The organism is [Limnothrix rosea] IAM M-220 (assembly GCF_001904615.1).
Lineage (GTDB): Bacteria > Cyanobacteriota > Cyanobacteriia > Cyanobacteriales > MRBY01 > MRBY01.
In genome coordinates this window covers 1-17,490 of the sequence record NZ_MRBY01000016.1, presented here as the reverse complement: position 1 = coordinate 17,490, position 17,490 = coordinate 1, and the positions used below count along the sequence as shown (strand labels likewise).

Sequence of the window (17,490 nt, the reverse complement as noted above, 5' to 3'; positions counted from 1 at the left end):
TAAACCTGATAGAGGATTTTTTAGTTACACCATGAAACGTCGACAGTTTATTCAAACCGCTAGTGCTTCTGCATTGGGGGCGATCGCCAGCTACTCCTTATTCAACGGTAACCGGGCAGCCCAAGCCCAAACAGGCTCTGTCTCAGTGCAATGGTATGGGCACACCTGCTTTTTTGTGCGCGGTAATGGTGTCAGAATTTTAATCAATCCCTATAAAGCTGGTGGTTGTACGGCTGGTTATCAAGGATCTTTCCCTGAAGCCGATATTGTCCTGATCACGAGTCAACTGTTTGACGAAGGCTATATCGAAAACCTCAAAGGGAACCCAACGGTACTGTGGCAAGCAGGACAATTTGAAGCTGAAGGTCTTGTCTTTAACGGCATCAGCATGGATCATGCGAATCTAGAGCGTTATCGTGGCTGGCGTTTTCCGGGCAATGTTGCCTGGAGCTGGACAATGGCTGGAGTTGGTTTCCTTCACCTCGGTGGTGCTGGTGAAGAAGTTGATATCGACGATTTTATTTTGGCTGGTGGTGCGGCCGATGTGGTGATGCTCCCAGTGGGCGGCACTGATGCCCATGTCAATAGCTCGCCATCTTTTCCGCCGAAGGGCTATCTGCCGAGTCAAGCGGTAAAAGCCCTTGATTTACTGAGTCCGAAGATCATTATTCCGACTCACTACCTCAGCGAAGCCGCCGCCGATGAGAGCTGTCGCCTAAATCCTGTTGATGATTTCCTTGGTTTGTTGGGAGACACCGTCACGGCGAAAAGACTAGGTACAAACCAAACTCAACTGAGTGCTTCTGGCCTGCCGAAAGATAAAGCGGAAGTGATTGTGTTTAGCGATCGCCCCCTTCTTTAACCGAAAAACACTAATTTTGGTTACTTTAAATGCGAATAATGCGAGGGGCGCAATACTGCCAGTTTCTTAAGATCATTTTCAGTGGAAATTAGGATTATGAAATTACTGCCCCCCAGAAGCTTGGCGATCGCCACCGTGAGCCTCATCACCACTTTCGGCATTAATGAACCATGGGCAGCGGAACCCTCTGTTTCTGACCGTCCAGCGGCCCTGCTGCAACCAGACGATTTTTATCGCCATCTTGAAACAGCATTACTCAATCAAGAATGGCAAACGGCGAATGACCTCACCCGCACACTACTCCTGAACAGTATTTTCCCGAAAAACTACGCCCCAATTCAACCAGAACAGCTTGCCTGCGAGACCTTACAAATTGCTGACGGTATGTGGCGGCAATATAGCGGTGGTCAATTTGGTTTTTCTGTCCAAGGAAATTTGGCAACCCCCTTAACCCAAGCCACAACCCACAGAGATTGGGTCAATCAATGGGGCGATCGCCTTGGTTGGTATCAGCCCACTCCCCCGACAGAACGATCTACCCAATGGCAAACCCGAGACTCTTTCCCCTGGCAGCTCTCCGACGAAATAAACTACAGCACCACAGCCCCCCAAGGTCATTTGCCGTGGATTGGCGAAGATGCCAACAAAATTATTAGCCTAAGCGAAGCAGACAAAGCAACCTGTGGCTCCTGCGCCTACGACGCTTTTTATATGCAATCCGAGCGCTACTAAGAGTATCTGCCCGCCCTTTTTCATCGCCTCCAGACCTGCCAACTGGTGAACGATTAAAATCACTTTTATCGCCATAGCCTTGCGCTTTAGACAAAATTTCTAATACCAAAAAAAGCATACAAAACCGAAAGAAGCCCCTAATATTTCTGTGAGAAGTACTTTTCCAGCAAATTTCAATGAAATATTTTTTTCTAACAGAAGGATGGCAAATTGGTCGCGTTTGGGAATTTGGTGGACTTTGGGATGACGCTGTCTGGAGGCGATCGCCCCGCATTAATCGCACCAATATCGCCATGGAACACAAAGGCGAAAGACTCTGGCTCTACCAAGTAGAAGACCCCATCCTGATGCTCGAAGTTAGCCCCCACCCCACCACCGATAACACATCAAATATCGGCCAAGTGACAATTAAACGCCTAATGACACCCGAAGAGGCGATCGCCCAGCTCAATCAAGCCAATCATCTATCAACCGCCAACAGCCAAACCTTATAAAGCCGTTACATTTAGGTGATTTCCCTTGCCAAGCCATCTAACAATAGTTACACTTCTTTAAACAATCTTCCCTACCAAATCGAGATGACCCCCAGTCGTCTAGACACCGTAGAGAAGAAGACATAAAGCTTAAGTCCCTGTGACAAACAGCATTTATAAAACAAATTTCTTGAGCATGATCTGTAAACTTTTATGAAGATAATTCATCTGAGTTTACGGAGAAATAGCCACCAAAAAGCCGTTTCAATCCAGAACTAGCAATAGTTTGAAGGTTGTAACGTCGATTCCGGCCAAACCTCAATAATAATGAGAAAATGTTTGGTCATAGTAGACACGATTGTTTAGGAGGAGAGTAGTCAATGGGACTACCTTGGTACCGCGTACATACAGTCGTCCTTAACGACCCAGGTCGTCTGATTTCTGTACACCTAATGCACACTGCACTCGTTGCAGGTTGGGCTGGCTCAATGGCACTGTATGAGCTAGCTACTTTTGATCCTAGTGATCCCGTCCTTAATCCCATGTGGCGTCAGGGCATGTTTGTCCTGCCCTTCATGGCACGTCTGGGCGTTACTGGCTCTTGGAACGGCTGGGACATTACCGGTGACGTTGCTTCCAACCCCGGCTTCTGGTCCTTCGAAGGTGTTGCCGCAGCACACATCGTTCTTTCCGGTCTTTTATTCCTAGCTGCCGTCTGGCACTGGGTATTCTGGGATCTTGATCTTTTCGTCGATTCCCGTACTGGTAAGCCCGCATTGGACTTACCCAAAATGTTTGGTATTCACCTGTTCTTATCCGGTCTCCTTTGTTTCGGCTTTGGAGCCTTCCACCTCAGTGGTGTGTGGGGACCTGGTATGTGGGTTTCTGATCCCTATGGCGTAACCGGTCACGTGCAGGCCGTCGCCCCAGATTGGGGTCCTAGCGGCTTTAACCCATTCAGCCCCGGTGGCGTTGTAGCACACCACATCGCTGCGGGTATTGTCGGTATTATTGCTGGTCTTTTCCACCTCAGTGTTCGTCCTCCTGAGCGTCTGTATAAGGCACTCCGTATGGGTAACATCGAGACTGTATTGTCCAGTAGTATTGCGGCTGTATTCTTCGCAGCATTTATCGTTGCAGGTACTATGTGGTACGGCAACGCTACGACTCCTATCGAGTTATTTGGTCCTACCCGTTATCAGTGGGATAGTGGTTACTTCAATACTGAAATTCAGCGCCGTGTAGATGCTGAAGTTGCAGCTGGAGCAACCCTGTCTGAAGCTTGGAACACAATTCCTGAAAAACTTGCTTTTTACGATTATGTCGGTAACAGCCCAGCCAAAGGTGGTTTGTTCCGTACTGGTCCGATGGATCAAGGCGATGGTATTGCCCAGTCTTGGTCTGGACACCCCATCTTTACCGATGCGGAAGGTCGTGAACTCACTGTTCGCCGGATGCCAAACTTCTTCGAGACTTTCCCTGTGGTCATGACTGACTCTGATGGCATTGTCCGTGCTGATATTCCTTTCCGTCGTTCTGAGTCTAAGTATTCCATTGAGCAAGCTGGTGTAACAGTTTCTTTTTATGGTGGTGATCTTGATGGTCAAAGCTTTGATGATTCTGTAACTGTAAGAAAGTATGCTCGTCGTGCTCAGCTTGGTGAGTCCTTTGAATTTGATACTGAGACTTTAGGTTCTGACGGTGTATTCCGCACTAGCCCCCGTGGTTGGTTTACTTTTGGTCACGCTGTATTTGCGCTTCTCTTCTTCTTTGGCCATATTTGGCATGGTTCTCGTACTCTTTACCGCGACGTATTCGCTGGTGTTGACCCTGAACTCGCTAACACTCAGGTTGAGTGGGGCTTCTATAAGAAGGTTGGTGACAAGTCTACAGTTAATGCTGAGAGAACTTAAATTTAGTTGTTTTACGAGGTCTTTTGACCCTCGGTAAGTAACAAAATCAGGTAAAGGAGGTTAGCCGCTAGGTTAGCTTCCTTTTTTTATGTCATGGAGAAATTAAATTGTATGGTGATGACGGTTTTCTACACTAGGTAAGAAAGACGATCCCTTGGCAAGATAGAGTTATTCATTTAGAAGGTTGAAGTCGCTATATGTCTCTTTCTCCAAAGGCTATCTACGATTGGTATCGGGATACTCTTCGCAATCCTAAGTATCGTTGGTGGATTATTTTAGGTACGCTTGCTTATTTAGTTAGCCCTTTTGATCTTGCTCCGGATATTATTCCGATCGCCGGACAGATAGATGATGTAATTTTGGTTTCTTTACTTATTGCGGAGCTATCGCAAATTGTAATGGACATCTTTCAGGCTCGACAAAATGACCTCAAATCTAAAGCTGCTCAGGCTGAAGAAACAGGCCCAACGGTCGAGGCGAATGCTATTCCTGTGGAAGATCTCTAAATCGATACGGAAGAATTTTTAATGAATCAATCTCTAAATCTCTTAGTTTGTTAGGGGGTTTAATTTTTTTTGGGTTGCCATTTTCCGTGGAAGCTCGGTGGAATAATCTGGGGGAGTTGAAGGATGCATAAAGGTGAGTCGTTCAGGCGATCGCCGTCATAGATTCTCAGCTCACTTCTGTTCGCTGGAGCATTAAAGACCACCGTTAAGACCCAAATTTGGTGGGGATTATCTGGATTTTGGACAGGGATAGGTTCGGATGGATAGTGTCCAGCGCCCATATCTGCGACAGTATACTCTTGGGATTTCTGATCAAGGCAAGCGATGCCATTAATAATCTCATGGCCAATATCAGATTCTTGACGATGGATACCGATAAAGGTTTTATCCCAAGGCTGACCTGTTTGGGAATCTAGAGTAATAGGAAATTCGCAACTGAGGCGATCGCCCATTGGGTAGGACTCTAGGATGTTGGCCGTCTTTGGAGCAATACGATAGTGCCAGAGGGTTCCTTTTGCATAGGTTTGGATACTGCCTTGGGGAATTTCGACAAATTGTTGATTACTGGCAAAGTCATTAAAGCGAACCATTTCTAGCTCTATTTCACCATGATCATTCACGAAACCATTAGTAAAGTGCCATTGGAACCAAGCATCATGGGTGGAACGGCTAATAATCTCTAAAGTATGGCGGTTGAGAATGACAAGTTCTGTGCCGAGTTCTGGCTGCCATTGTAGGCAATCACTCACGCTCTTGAGGCCGAACAATGCAGGGAATACCTGTAAACGCACGGGGCAAATACTGAAAACTAAATAATCGCCCGCTAGGACAAAATCATGGGTGAGCGGCAAGCCCTTTACGGTGAATTGAGCACGCTTCAGGAGATTTGCTTGGGCATCTAATTTGTAAACTTGGAAAGTCGCGTCTTTCCCAAAAATTACGCCGAAGTTATAGATTTCGCCTGTAGCTGGATCGATTTTGTGGTGGGCTGAAAAAGTATCTTTTTTGCCTAAACCGAGGTTATCTTCACCTAGTGTTTCGAGGGTTTCAAGATTAAGGGCATGGGGCTTGCCACCTTCCCACAATGCAAGTAGGCGATCGCCTAAAGGAAGAACAGAAGTATTAGCAGAATTTTTAGCAGATTTCCCCCACCGCTGCCAAACTTTTCCGGGTGCAACTGTGCCGTAATTTGGATAGAGCAATGTGTCCGCTGCGGATTCCGCTTGGAAATACTGAGTTTCAACATAGCGATATTGCGCTTGAACACCAGTTTCTGTGAAGTAAATTCCCAAGATCACACCATCACCATCGAACCAATGACCCATGGCAGCGCCGCCGCGAGTCAGTCGTCCGGGGCCATTGCGAAATAGAGTACCGCGCAACTTTTCTGGTACCGAACCAGTAAGAACTTCTAGCTTTGTTAAGGCAAAAGGCTGGGCGGGTTGTTCAAAGAGTTTTGACCAGGCTGGTTTTGTGGCGGAAAGATTCGGATTCGGGGCAGTGACCATTGAGTTCTTGGCGTATTGGAAATATTAGCTATTCTAAACTTCTTTTCCGAGTCGAATGTTTAATGCGGTGGGGGTTTATGCCTAGAATGGGGGGAATTAAATGAATTTGTGAGGAGTTCTTCGACCATGGGGAAATCTAGATTTAATACGGCGATCGCCCTGTTTTTAGCGGCACTAACAGCCTTTACAGCAGCTTGTCAGGAGACCGCTCCTCCCGGAGGTGCAGAAGGTGGCGAAACCACAGAAACCTCTGCTGGCGGTGACGAAGGTGGTTTAAAACTTGGCTCCCTAACCCCCACCACGGGAGACCTTTCTTCCATCGGTCAAAATATGCCCGTGGCAGTGCAGTTGGCCGTTGACACCATTAACGCCTGTGGTGGTGTGAATGACATGCCCGTGGGCCTTGTCCAAGAGGATTCCCAAACTGACCCCACGGCTGGCGGTGCCGCAATGACGAAGTTGGCAGAAGTTGATAAAGTTGCGGGCGTTGTGGGTTCCTTTGCCAGTAGTGTTTCTAGTGCGGCGGTGGACGTGGCAGTGCGGAATGGCGTGATGCAAATTTCCCCCGGTAGTACCAGTCCTGTGTTTACTGAGCGCGCAGCAGCAGGTGACTTTGATGGCTACTGGGCACGGACTGCGCCGCCCGATAGTTATCAAGCTCCCGCCTTGGCCGTTTTGGCTCAAAAGCAAGGCTTCGAGCGTGTGGCCACCGTTGTGATTAATAACGACTATGGTGTGGGCTTTGAGCAGGAATTTGTGAAAGCATTCGAAAAACTTGGCGGCACAATCGTCAATAAGGATAATCCTGTTCGCTATGATCCCAAAGCGGCAACCCTCGATAGTGAGGCGGCGGCAGCCTTTGCTGGGGAGCCTGATGCGGTTCTTGGTGTTCTCTACGCAGAGACGGGTAGTGTTTTGCTGAAGGCCGCCTATGAGCAGGGTTTAAGTGAAGGTGTAACGGTACTGCTCACCGATGGTGTTTATAGCCCTGACTTCACGCAGCAAGTTGGGACAACGCCGGATGGAAAGTCCATCATTGCTGGCTCCCTCGGTACTGTGCCCGGTGCTGATGGTGTGGCTCTGGCAGAATTCACGACACTGTGGCAAGAGGAAACTGGCAAAGAAGTTAGCGCGTTTGTGCCTCACTCTTGGGATGCGGCGATCGCCATGATGTTGGCAGCAGAAAAAGCCGATGTAAATACTGGCGAAGGCATCCGTGACAATCTCCGGGCGGTGACCAACGAACCCGGCGAAGAAGTGAGTGATCCCTGTGAGGCGATCGCCATGATTCGTGAAGGCAAGGAAATCAACTACCAAGGCGCTAGCGGTAACGTTGAGTTTGACGACAATGGTGACCTCGCCGGTAGTTACGATGTTTGGCAAGTTAATGAAGATGGCAGCCTAGAAGTCATCGATACCGTTAGCCCAGTAGATGCACTTTAAGGCTTGAAATTTAGCATCATAATGGAAAAAGGGATCTATAAAGTAGATCTCTTTTTTTATTTATAAAAATGACGAGTGACGCAATGAACCACAGTGAAAAAAGCAAAATTATGCCCACATAAAAAAGATCCATACCAAGGACTTTTCTTCTTACAATAAACTTATTGCGCATTGGAATTATCGCCATGACTAGTAGACAGCGACAGACAACAACGCCCGCCCAGAAACCTAGCATGGCGATCGCCTCCCCATCTCCTCAGCAAACACCTAACTTTTCCCTAGATTCCCAGTCAAGCGTAAAACCTCGTAACCCGAACTTTTTTGGTTTATCCCACGAGCCATCTTTTCCGATTCAAACAAAACTAACGATCGCTAAACCCAACGACAAATACGAAAAAGAAGCCGATCACGTTGCAGCTCAAATCATTAAACAGATTCAAACGCCCCAGATTACATCATTAGAAAAAGAGCAGCCACAACAAAAAAAAGCAACAAACCAACAATTACCGAACATTACCCCTCTCAACTTTCCAAATCTCCAAAGCAAAGGCGATCGCCCATCCTCCCATCACACCGCAAGCCTCGAAACAGCCATCAATCAAGCCAGAGGCACAGGACAAAAACTCCCGAACTTTCTCAAACCAAAAATGGAACAAGCTTTCGGCCATGACTTTAGTAACGTCAGAATCCATAACAGCAGCAACGCAGATCATCTAAACCATTCCATCAGAGCCAAAGCCTTCACCACAGGACAAGATATTTTCTTTCGCAAAGGCCAATACCAACCCCATAGCCACACAGGCCAAACATTACTCGCCCATGAGCTAACCCATGTCGTCCAGCAACAAAGCCCATCATCCCGCATTCAAACCAAAAAAGATCCCGTCGAAACAACGGTGACACAAAACCGTGACGACAACGTAGAACTAGGCCATCTAGAAACGATCATCAGAACGATAAACCAGAAAATAGCAGACATCCAACAGATGATTGATGACATGGACGACCTCAACGACCAAGCACAATGGCAAGGAAAATTAGACAATCTACTCGCAGGAGTTGGTCGAGATGCGAAGCATTGGGGCAGTGGCAGCAACATGACTTTAGGCGACGGCCTACGAACATGGTCAAGGGACTGGGGCATTGCAAGAACCGGTGGCTTACTTGCTGATCTTGCCTTGCATTATAAATATGCAGATGACTTAGAGAATCTATCATCAATATTTGACGATGATGCGACTGCATCCGCTTTACCTCGTCATGGGCCTTTGGCTGCGGGGAGAAAGAGTAAAAATATATTGGGAATGCCGCGATACAACAAAAAAAGTGCTTGGAGTAAGAAGCTACCAAAGCATACAAAGAAAAATGCAGGGCCATCGGCAACCACAGCCAATGTGATTGGGATGTTACGTGCTCATGGTATAAACAACGCCATCATAGAGGCTGCGATGTATGCACTCCAGCAATTCTGGGCAGTCAAGAGCAAGAAAAGGTTTGAGTACGGTTACCACACTGCTGCCGAAGTTTGGGGACCTTACAATCAATATCTATTTGACCAAGCACAGAATCAAGGCTAAATAAACTCATCTGTAAAGCTAAAAAAAGTCTCCTAAACCCTTTGATATGAAAAATCAAAAAAAAGATAAAAAAAATTCAAAGATTGTCATACCAAAGATGGTTATATCAATTTAAAAAAATTAGAGCGGCCAATGGGTAAACTAAAATCCTTACGAAAAGATAATCAGCGAGTCATCATATCTAACCTGAGTTTTGCTTAAGGGTACTCGGCAATACGACGCGGCGAATAAGAGAGCGAGAGATAGGGAGATGTTTTATCCAAACAATCCTAGGGGTCAAAAAACGCAAATTTTCGTTGGTTCTCCGTGTCTCTACCTCTCCTTGTCTTCTTTTCTTTAAAGAAATATCAGCTAAATTCTTATCCATAACTGACGTTATCTAGGGCGATCGCCCCTCACTTATGAGAAAACAGAGAAAGAAGCTTTAGTCATGAGACCTTAGTATGACATCTAAAGCCAGCTTCATCACTTCTCAAGCATTATCCAAATCCCCTTCCTTTACCCATATCCCATGTGAAACATTTATGAACCATAGCTTCACAATTACCAACACCAAATACCCTGAAAAGCTCATCTAACTTATTAAATTATTATTTTAGTAAACATGGCGGAACAGTTTTCGTTACCTTGTATTTAGAATAAAAAAAGCCTTTTCGTTCATATTCCCACCGCAATACTCCCGCTGACTTAAAATTCATCCGACTAATTTCAGCCACATTTCCCTTGAGTACCTATGGCAGCCGTCCCTGATCCCCAATCAAATTTTAATGCTCTCGAACAAGCTGCCTACCAATTGGCTTCTTGTACAGACAAACTTTTTGAGCAGATTCAGCAGCAAAAAACGATCGCCGGCATCATTGACAAAATTCGCTCGTCCAACGATCTCCATACAATCCTAAACACCACTGCCACAGAGATTCGTCAGCTACTGAATGCAGATCGTGTCTGTGTATTTCGTTTCCTTCCAGAAAGTGGCTGTGAAGAAGGAGAATTTGTTGCCGAAGATATTACTGAAGGAATCTCTTCTGCCCTCGCCGAGAGAGTTTATGACCGCTGTTTCGGATCACAATTTACCGCCGACTATGCCCAAGGACGCATACAGGCGATCGCCGACATTGACGAAGCAAACCTGAGCGATTGCTACATGTCGATCCTCAAGCGATTCCAAGTGCGAGCAAACCTCATCGTGCCAGTTCTCAAAGACGGAGAACTCTGGGGTTTACTCTGTGTTCACCAATGTCACCAGCCCCGCCGCTGGCAATTGCCAGAAATTGAATTTGTCCGAAAAATTGCCGACTACTTCGCGATCGCCCTCCAACAAGCAGAACAGCTCGAACAAATCACCAACCAAGCAACCCTCCTAGCCAAAACCAAAGCCCAAAGCCGAGCACTCAAACGCCAAAAAGCCCTCGTTAAAATCACCAATCGCATTCGCCAATCCCTTGACTGGACAGTCATTTGCCAGACCGCCACCAAAGAAACACTAGATATCATCGACGCAGACCGCGTCACCATCTACCAATTCAACGAAGATTGGAGCGGTAAATTCTTATTCGAATCCCACAAAGAAGGCTGGCAAAGCCTAACAGAAACATTAATCAATATCCGAGACACCCACTTCATGGCAACCAAGGGCGGATGCTACAAAAACAACACAGTTCTCGCCATCAATGATATCTACCAAGCCCGATACACAGAATGCTACATCAAACTACTAGAGCAACTACAAGCAAAAGCCTATGTCGTCGCCCCAATCTTTGAAAAAGATCACCTTTGGGGCATGCTCGCCGTCTATCAAAACTCAGGCCCCCGACAATGGCAAACCGACGAAATAGAACTCCTCACCCAAATCGGCGAACAACTCAGCATCGCCCTCCGACAATCCCTAGAACAAGAACGCGCCATTAATCGCCAAAAATCCCTAATCAAGATTGTGAGCAAGATTCGTCGCTCCTTTGATTTTCAGGACATTTGTCAGACCGCCACCGATGAAGTCCGCAGTATCCTGAACGCAGATCGCGTCGCCATTTATCAATTCAATAGCGACTGGAGTGGACAATTCCTTTTCGAGTCCGTGGCAGAGCAATGGCAGCCCCTAGTGAACAACATCCCACCGGTCGAAGATACCTTTTTAATGGAAAACCAAGGGGGAAGATACCGCCGCAACGAGACTTTTAGCGTCGATGATATCTATACCGTTGGTCACCAAGATTGCCATATTAAACTCCTAGAAGAATTTCAAGCAAAAGCCTACGCGATCGCCCCGATCTTTGAAAACAATAGACTATGGGGTTTACTAGCCGCCTACCAAAATACAGGCCCTCGCCCTTGGAAAAATGATGAAGTCGAGTTATTAGCACAAATTGGCGAACAACTAGGCATCGCCATCCAACAATCCCTAGAACAAGAACGCGCCATTAATCGCCAAAAATCCCTAATCAAGATTGTGAGCAAGATTCGTCGCTCCTTTGATTTTCAGGACATTTGTCAGACCGCTACCGATGAAGTCCGCAGTATCCTTAACGCAGATCGCGTCGCCATTTATCAATTCAATAGCGACTGGAGTGGACAATTCCTTTTCGAGTCCGTGGCAGAGCAATGGCAGCCCCTAGTGAACAACATCCCACCGGTCGAAGATACCTTTTTAATGGAAAACCAAGGGGGAAGATACCGCCGCAACGAGACTTTTAGCGTCGATGATATCTATACCGTTGGTCACCAAGATTGCCATATTAAACTCCTAGAAGAATTTCAAGCAAAAGCCTACGCGATCGCCCCGATTTTTGACGACGATAAACTATGGGGACTACTAGCCGCCTACCAAAATAACGCTCCCCGATCATGGCAAGCCGACGAAATAGACCTATTAGCCCAAGTCGGCGAACAGCTGGGTATCGCCCTACAGCAAGCTGATTATGTCCAATATATCCAGAACCAAGCCGAACAACTCAAAAACACCCTCGATAACCTCAAAGAATCCCAAGCCCAACTCATCCAAACCGAAAAAATGGCTAGCCTAGGACAATTAGTTGCAGGCGTGGCCCATGAAATCAACAATCCCGTCAACTTTATCTATGGCAATCTCAGCCATCTCAATGGCCATGTCCACGACCTTTTCAACTTCCTAAAAGTATACGAAGCCGTTTACCCAGAACCAGAAGCCACCGTAGCCCAAGCCATAGATGAATATGACATCGACTTCATCAAACAAGACTTCCCAAAAATTGTTGATTCTATTTCCCTAGGCACCGAGCGCATACGGGAAATTGTCACATCCCTCCGAAATTTTTCCCGCATCGACGAAGCCGCATTTAAAGCCGTCGATATCCATGAAGGTCTCGACAGCACCCTATTAATTTTGCAACATCGCCTCAAGGATACAGGTAGTTCCCCTGCCATTGAACTTATTCAAGACTATGGCAGCTTACCTCTAGTGACATGTTTTCCCAGTCAGCTTAATCAAGTATTTATGAATCTATTGGCCAATGCCATCGATGCTATTGAAGAAAGCAATAAAGGCCTCAGTTACCAAGAGATTAAAGAAAAACAACCCTGCATCACTATTCGCACCCAACAACTAGATGACCATGCTGTTGCGATCATGTTCCAAGACAATGGTACTGGCATGTCTGAAGGAACCTGTCAACGCATTTTTGATCCTTTCTTCACGACAAAGGCGGTGGGTAAAGGTACAGGTATGGGGCTATCGATTAGCTATCAAATCGTTACCGAAAAACATCGAGGTTCTTTAAAATGTATTTCGGGTAAAGGACAAGGTACGACGTTTACCATCCGTTTACCGATTACCCAAGAGGATACTTTGCACGAATAGACAACCTATCGTCCAGCGCGGTCTAGAAATCATGGTGTTTAGAATTCTGCATTGAGAGGTGTGCGGGGAAAGGGAATCACATCGCGGATATTTGCCATGCCCGTCATAAATTGCACCAGTCGCTCGAAGCCTAAACGAGAATGACGCAGTATGCTCTAGCGACAGAATATTGAAGTTGTCATAAACAGAACGCTTTGTAATTCAGAAACTAACAGCAATGGTGAATCTCACTCCCTGTTAACTTCATAAGTTGTTCCGCAACTTCAGTACGATGGCATTTGTGGTGATCCAGTTCAGAACATAATAAAAGAACCCTACATGATTGAATCTTTTTAGCAAGATCTTGGAGTGCTTGATCCGCTTGGGCAAGGTTTGGTGGAATCCAGTTTTTGGAACCAGAAGTATTCCCTAATGCTGGCTCAGAGTAATACTCAACATCATGTTCTGAACACAAGTTTTGAATTTGTTGACCATACCACTTTCGAGTCCAAGCCCTAGGAGTGTGTCGAACATCCACAACACAATCAATTTCATGATTTTGAAGATATTCGAGAAATTGGTCATAGTTTTTCCGATTACCGTAGCCGAATGTAAAAATAGATGCTTGTGGAGATTGAGTTTGCATAGTTGAAAAATTATAAATCAAATGATAATTGTTTTGTCTTGACTTTAGGAGGATAAATCAAGCCAATAGTCATGAAGTTTTTGAATCTTTTCTGATTACCGACAAAAAAGTAAAGATCTTTATTTTTCAGGAAATCTCCTTCAAGTTTCGCCTTTACTTTAACTAAAGCTTCTTGTTCTGCCTCCAAACCTATCTTCCTAGATCTATCACGACATTGACGGTAAAGTTGAGCAATCTCCCAATCATTAATGGAAAATTTATGAGAAAAATCATCTTCATCTATGAATTCATAACCGAATTGATATGGGATTTTTTCTAAATCGACAGGTTTCTCTAATAAATCATACTGATCCAGTACTCCTTGTTGTCTTTCACTCCAAGCCCTTGTTGTTTCTTTAATGTAAAACTTCTTAATTTGCTTAGGTTTAAGTAGTCCTAAAGATCTGTTTTCAGATTGGATTTGTTTAATAGATTGGTCAAGAAAAGGCAGAATAAAGCTCTTTCTCTCTTGCCATGCATCTTGTGTGTCAATTTTTCGAATTAACTGAATAGATTGATCTTCGATTTTATGACTCTCTTTTCGGCTATCTCTTTCATCACGCCAAATTTCGGCACTAATAATTGACCAACGAGGATATCGTTTATCAAAATCTAGTTTTCGAAAGCGGATAGGGTAAATTCTTATCCAACCTAGAGGTTTCTCTTCGTCATCTAATAGCATTCCAGCAGTACAGACTGTCTCTTTATATTTTGTACTGATAGATGGGTATGTTTTTGTTACGATCAAAATTTTCCGGCGTTGCTTATCGAACATGATGTTTAGAATTCTGCATTGAGAGGTGTGCGGGGAAAGGGAATCACATCGCGGATATTTGCCATGCCCGTCATAAATTGCACCAGTCGCTCGAAGCCTAAACCAAAGCCTGCATGGGGCACTGTGCCAAAGCGACGTAAATCGAGATACCACCAGAGGTCATCGGCTTCGATATTCATTGCTTTGATGCGGCGTTCGAGTACGTCTAGTCGTTCTTCCCGCTGGGAACCGCCAATGAGTTCACCAATTTTTGGGACTAAAACATCCATGGCGGCAACGGTTTTTTCGTCGTCGTTTAGACGCATATAAAAGGCTTTAATTTCTTTGGGATAGTTGGTGACAATTAGGGGCTTTTTGAATAATTCTTCTGCTAAATAACGTTCGTGTTCGGACTGCATATCGATACCCCATGCCACGGGAAATTCAAATTTTTTAGAGCTTTTTTCTAGTAGGGCGATCGCCTCGGTATAGGTAATGCGCTCAAACTCGTTATCGATAATATTGTTGGCGGTTTCAAGAACAGTTTTGTCGATACGCTTATTGAAAAATTCCATGTCTTCTGGGCAAGTTTCCAGCACATATTTAAAGATGTACTTGAGAAATTCTTCCGCCAAATCTTGGTCGCCAATAATATCGCAAAAAGCCATCTCCGGTTCCACCATCCAAAATTCTGCGAGGTGACGGGAGGTATTGGAATTCTCGGCGCGGAAAGTGGGGCCAAAAGTATAGACATTTTTAAAAGACATCGCCATCACTTCGGCTTCGAGCTGACCACTCACCGTTAAATAGGCCGGACGACCGAAAAAGTCTTCGGCGTAATTAATTGCCCCAGCTTTGTCACGTTTTGGGTTGGCAATATCAAAATTCGTGACCGCAAACATTTCGCCAGCTCCTTCACAATCACTCGCTGTAATAATCGGTGTGTGCGCCCAAATAAAGCCTTTTTCTTGGAAAAATTGATGAATGGCTGTGGCACAAGCGTTACGCACCCGCATTACCGCGCCGAGGGTATTGGTTTTGCCCCGAAGATGACCGATTGTCCGCAAAAATTCAAAGCTATGGCGTTTTTTCTGGAGGGGATAAGTTTCAGGATCTGCTTCGCCGTGCACAGTAATTGCGGAGGCTTGCACTTCGATACGTTGGCCTTTTCCCGGTGATTCGACCACTAATCCTTCTGCTGTGACCGATGCACCTGTGTTGAGCTGTTTGATGATGTTGTCGTAGTCGGCTAAATCTTTGTCGATGATCACCTGTATGCCGTCCATGGTGGAGCCATCGCTAATCTCGATAAAGGAAAACGCTTTTAGTTCCCGCTTTGTTTTGACCCAGCCTTCGATGGTAACGGTGGACTGGATTTCAGCAGATTTTAGGATTTCCTTGATGCGCATGGTCATAACTTCTGGGGTTCAGGTAAAAAAGGTGGCGATCGCCGTTGCTCTTTATCTTATCCAGTTTGTTGGCTGACAGGAAATAGGGATTGGAATAGGAAAGCGGCGATCGCCTGAGTCGGGGATTGATGGCGATCATTTTGCTTTGACATTCACCGAAAATCATGGTGCTTCTAAATCAATGAAGGGGAGTAGCTTGGGCGATTGATCGCCCGTTATCGGCGTCAACATACTGGTGATGAGCCTGGTGCCGATAGCAAATTAGTTTTTCTGATTTGTCAGCGAGACCTTCACTAAGTCCACGGAAAAAGTGGGCTTGGTGGGGTCTTTCTAGATATCCGTCATGCCTACTTAATCCATCTCAAATTGGAGTAGAGCATGAACTTTTTAACAGGATTTACCTCTGGGTTGTTACTGATCACCCTGTCGGAAATCGGGGATAAAAGCTTTTTTATTGGGGCAATCTTAGCCATGCGTCACCCCCGAAAGTGGGTGTTTATTGGGGCGGCGGCGGCTCTGACGAGCATGACTTTGCTCTCGGTCTGGATTGGGCAAATCATGACTTTTTTCCCGCAGCATTACGTCAGGGGCATTGCTGTCGCGTTGTTTATTGGTTTTGGGCTAAAACTGCTCTATGATGCCAGTCGCCTATCTGGCCAAGCAACCATGGACGGTGAACAGGCGGAGGCTCTAGAGGCAGTCGAACAGCGTGAACGAAACATTGTTATCTGGTCTGCTAGATCCATTATGTTGGAAGCATTTACCCTCACTTTTGTTGCCGAATGGGGCGATCGCACACAGATTGCAACCGTCACCATGGCATCTGCCCAGCATCCCTATGGCGTGTTATTAGGAGCAATTTTGGGTCATGTCAGTTGCGCGGCGATCGCCGTAGTCTGTGGCAAACTCATCGCTGGACGTATTTCTGAGCGTCTACTCACAGCATTAGGCGGTGTCTTATTTATCGGCTTTGGCATCCTCGCTGCGATGGAAAGCCCCTAAGTCACAACCCTTTTGCAGATCTAAAATCCTTCAACCTTAGACAAAATCAACTAAAAAGATGGCATTATCCCGCCCTTATCAACCCCTTCTCCTGCGTATTTTGCATGGCTCTGTGGGGCTATTCCTCATGGCCGCTATTCTCACCGCCTATTGGACATACGACACCTACGACGGTCGCTGGGGCAAAATTCCCCTGCCCACCTTCCCAGACATTGAGGGCATCCATGGCACTTTTGGGCTGTGGACATTACTAATATTTCCGGCGTTTATCATCTATGCCTTCCATCGGGGGCAAAAACGATTGATACAACCCAATACCTTGAGAAAACTGACTCAAGTGGGCAAACCCATCTGGTGGTATAACCTCAATCGAGTGACAAATACTCTGGCACTGCTGGCATTAACCTTTGCTGTGTTCAGCGGCAAGATGATGGATGAAAACTGGCTACCCGATGGGGAGTTAAACCATGCTTGGTACTACGCTCATCTCATTTCGTGGGTGGTAATGGTCGGTGCCATTGCTCTACACCTGTTGATGAATGCCAAAGTGGGTGGGGCTCCATTGTTGCTCTCAATGCTGACTTGGGAGTTTCGCGAGAAAGATAGTCCGACTCTTTGGTCTGGGCAGCTTTCTAGGTGGTGGTCGAGTGTCCAGCAGGGAGCTTGGAGAAAATGGTTTCAACCAATGACGACGATGATTGCCTTGGAAATTGCGATTTTGGTGAGCCTTGTCGCGGCTTGGATTATTCCTCTACTTAAATAACGTGAGTTTTGCTTAAGCATGCTCGGAAGTACGACGCGGTGAATGGGAGAGC

At 46.0% G+C, this 17,490-nt stretch carries 14 protein-coding genes and 1 pseudogene; 10 read left to right on the top strand and 5 right to left on the bottom strand.

Annotation, left to right across the window (positions count from 1 at the left end; translation table 11 throughout):
- Nucleotides 1-31: 31 nt before the first annotated feature.
- The 5 genes from NIES208_RS08485 (at nt 32) to NIES208_RS08465 (ending at nt 4,486) form a co-directional block, all read left to right on the top strand.
- Nucleotides 32-862 carry an MBL fold metallo-hydrolase gene (locus NIES208_RS08485; RefSeq protein ID WP_075891712.1) on the top strand — a complete coding sequence of 277 codons (831 nt, stop codon included), beginning with the start codon at nt 32-34 and terminating at the stop codon, nt 860-862.
- A 96-nt stretch (nt 863-958) separates the two neighbouring features.
- Nucleotides 959-1,594 carry a GUN4 domain-containing protein gene (locus tag NIES208_RS08480; RefSeq protein ID WP_075891710.1) on the top strand — a complete coding sequence of 212 codons (636 nt, stop codon included), beginning with the start codon at nt 959-961 and terminating at the stop codon, nt 1,592-1,594.
- 176 nt (nt 1,595-1,770) lie between these two features.
- Nucleotides 1,771-2,088: a hypothetical protein gene (locus NIES208_RS08475; RefSeq protein ID WP_075891708.1), complete on the top strand. Its 318-nt coding sequence runs from the start codon at nt 1,771-1,773 to the stop codon at nt 2,086-2,088.
- Nucleotides 2,089-2,447: 359 nt separating this feature from the next.
- The gene (psbB, locus tag NIES208_RS08470) at nt 2,448-3,980 is read left to right on the top strand and encodes a photosystem II chlorophyll-binding protein CP47 (protein WP_075891706.1); all 1,533 of its coding nucleotides are present in this window, start codon (nt 2,448-2,450) and stop codon (nt 3,978-3,980) included.
- A 197-nt stretch (nt 3,981-4,177) separates the two neighbouring features.
- Nucleotides 4,178-4,486, top strand: a complete 309-nt coding sequence (locus tag NIES208_RS08465; protein WP_075891704.1) for a YkvA family protein — start codon at nt 4,178-4,180, stop codon at nt 4,484-4,486.
- Between the two features lie 59 nt (nt 4,487-4,545).
- On the opposite strand, the gene NIES208_RS08460 is transcribed toward NIES208_RS08465, so the two are convergent.
- Nucleotides 4,546-5,994: a carotenoid oxygenase family protein gene (locus NIES208_RS08460; RefSeq protein ID WP_075891702.1), complete on the bottom strand. Its 1,449-nt coding sequence runs from the start codon at nt 5,992-5,994 to the stop codon at nt 4,546-4,548.
- A gap of 126 nt (nt 5,995-6,120) precedes the next feature.
- Here NIES208_RS08460 and NIES208_RS08455 point away from each other — a divergent pair, with 126 nt between their 5' ends.
- The 3 genes from NIES208_RS08455 to NIES208_RS08440 all read left to right on the top strand — a co-directional run bounded on the left by NIES208_RS08455 (nt 6,121) and on the right by NIES208_RS08440 (nt 12,846).
- A complete protein-coding gene (locus tag NIES208_RS08455) occupies nt 6,121-7,437 on the top strand; it encodes an ABC transporter substrate-binding protein (RefSeq protein WP_075891700.1) in 1,317 nt (438 codons plus the stop codon).
- Nucleotides 7,438-7,622: 185 nt separating this feature from the next.
- Entirely contained in the window at nt 7,623-9,014 is a 1,392-nt protein-coding gene (locus NIES208_RS08445) for an eCIS core domain-containing protein (RefSeq protein ID WP_139325017.1), read from the top strand.
- A 733-nt stretch (nt 9,015-9,747) separates the two neighbouring features.
- A complete protein-coding gene (locus NIES208_RS08440; protein WP_084176577.1) occupies nt 9,748-12,846 on the top strand; it encodes a GAF domain-containing protein in 3,099 nt (1,032 codons plus the stop codon).
- A 38-nt stretch (nt 12,847-12,884) separates the two neighbouring features.
- Here NIES208_RS08440 and NIES208_RS19775 read toward each other — a convergent pair.
- The 4 genes and pseudogenes from NIES208_RS19775 to asnS form a co-directional block, all read right to left on the bottom strand.
- Nucleotides 12,885-12,980: pseudogene (locus NIES208_RS19775) on the bottom strand (amino acid--tRNA ligase-related protein); the annotation flags it as partial.
- A gap of 74 nt (nt 12,981-13,054) precedes the next feature.
- Entirely contained in the window at nt 13,055-13,471 is a 417-nt protein-coding gene (locus tag NIES208_RS08430; RefSeq protein WP_075891694.1) for a DUF488 domain-containing protein, read from the bottom strand.
- 10 nt (nt 13,472-13,481) lie between these two features.
- Entirely contained in the window at nt 13,482-14,285 is an 804-nt protein-coding gene (locus NIES208_RS08425; protein ID WP_075891692.1) for a hypothetical protein, read from the bottom strand.
- A gap of 5 nt (nt 14,286-14,290) precedes the next feature.
- Entirely contained in the window at nt 14,291-15,679 is a 1,389-nt protein-coding gene (asnS, locus tag NIES208_RS08420) for an asparagine--tRNA ligase (protein ID WP_075891690.1), read from the bottom strand.
- A gap of 372 nt (nt 15,680-16,051) precedes the next feature.
- On the opposite strand from asnS, the gene NIES208_RS08415 reads away from it, so the two are divergent.
- Nucleotides 16,052-16,675, top strand: a complete 624-nt coding sequence (locus NIES208_RS08415) for a TMEM165/GDT1 family protein (protein WP_075891688.1) — start codon at nt 16,052-16,054, stop codon at nt 16,673-16,675.
- A 58-nt stretch (nt 16,676-16,733) separates the two neighbouring features.
- Complete coding sequence (locus tag NIES208_RS08410; protein ID WP_075891686.1) at nt 16,734-17,438, top strand: cytochrome b/b6 domain-containing protein; 705 nt, start codon at nt 16,734-16,736, stop codon at nt 17,436-17,438.
- The last annotated feature ends 52 nt before the right edge of the window (nt 17,439-17,490 follow it).